This is a genomic window from uncultured Algibacter sp. (assembly GCF_947487605.1).
Lineage (GTDB): Bacteria > Bacteroidota > Bacteroidia > Flavobacteriales > Flavobacteriaceae > Algibacter_D.
Genome location: NZ_CANKXK010000050.1, coordinates 1 through 902 on the forward strand (window position 1 = coordinate 1; position 902 = coordinate 902).

The 902-nt window shown below is 32.9% G+C and carries 1 protein-coding gene; it reads right to left on the reverse strand.

The features are described from left to right. Positions 1-187: 187 nt before the first annotated feature. Positions 188-769, reverse strand: coding sequence for a hypothetical protein (locus Q0739_RS14875; RefSeq protein ID WP_298239526.1), 582 nt, complete (start codon positions 767-769; stop codon positions 188-190). Positions 770-902 lie beyond the last annotated feature (133 nt).

Consider the following 902-nt stretch of genomic DNA (forward strand, 5'->3'; position numbering starts at 1 on the left):
CAAATCCGAATAATTTCAAATTCAATTTATTCAGCTTAAAATCAGCGCGAAGTTTTTCGGAGCTATTTTTTGTAACGGTTTTGTGTAAGCGTCAGTAACGGAAAAGTGCGCGAGTACTTTCCGCTGACGCAACTAATTTAGCAAAACGAGTTGAATTTCCGAGTAGGAAATTCAGCCGTTATTGCGCTTACACGTTGTTGGGTACAGTTATTTCTATTGTTTTTATATTTTCAAAAGGTTCCTTGTCAGCTTTAAATTCCAATCTGTCAAAAGCGATGGCTGATTTACCTTTCTCAATTTCAGAATTCACTAAACTTTCCAAAAATCCGATTCCGATTGCGTCAACACCATAATAATCTAAAATTATACTATCATTCTGTTGAAATAGTGCTTTTATTATCAACGCTTTCTTATTTGTGAAATTCAAATGTTCAAACTTGTCAGTCAGTTTTATTCCGATTTCTTTCGCAATTCGTTTTGCGTTTTGTTTGTCAATTCGCATTTTGGTCATCAAATACTTTTCGGCAGTTAGAGGATTTAATAATTCCGCTATGGTATTTTGTCGGTAGTTTTTCGCCCAATGAAAATCCGATTTTTTATTTTGAAAATGCTTTATTAATTCAATCGTCAAGTCAAAACCTAAAGGTTGATGTTCAGAGTCAAAATTTGGAATGTAAATTCTAATTAGATTTCCGCTTTTTAATTCAAATTCAGGTACAGAAATTCCGTTAATTTCAAATTCTTTGCTATGGAAAATGCAGTTTGTCATAATTGTACCCAACGTTTATGTATAAGAATAGTGCGGTTTTGTGTCCGAGGATTTTCCGTAGGAAAATCAGAGTGACCAAAAGAGCACTATCTTTTGATTAAGCATTAAATTTAGCGTTATTTTTATACTTTGT

Excerpts from the sequence above, each read along its gene's own strand:
- Q0739_RS14875 (WP_298239526.1), bottom strand. The coding sequence starts at position 769 with ATGACAAACTGCATTTTCCATAGCAAAGAATTTGAAATTAACGGAATT.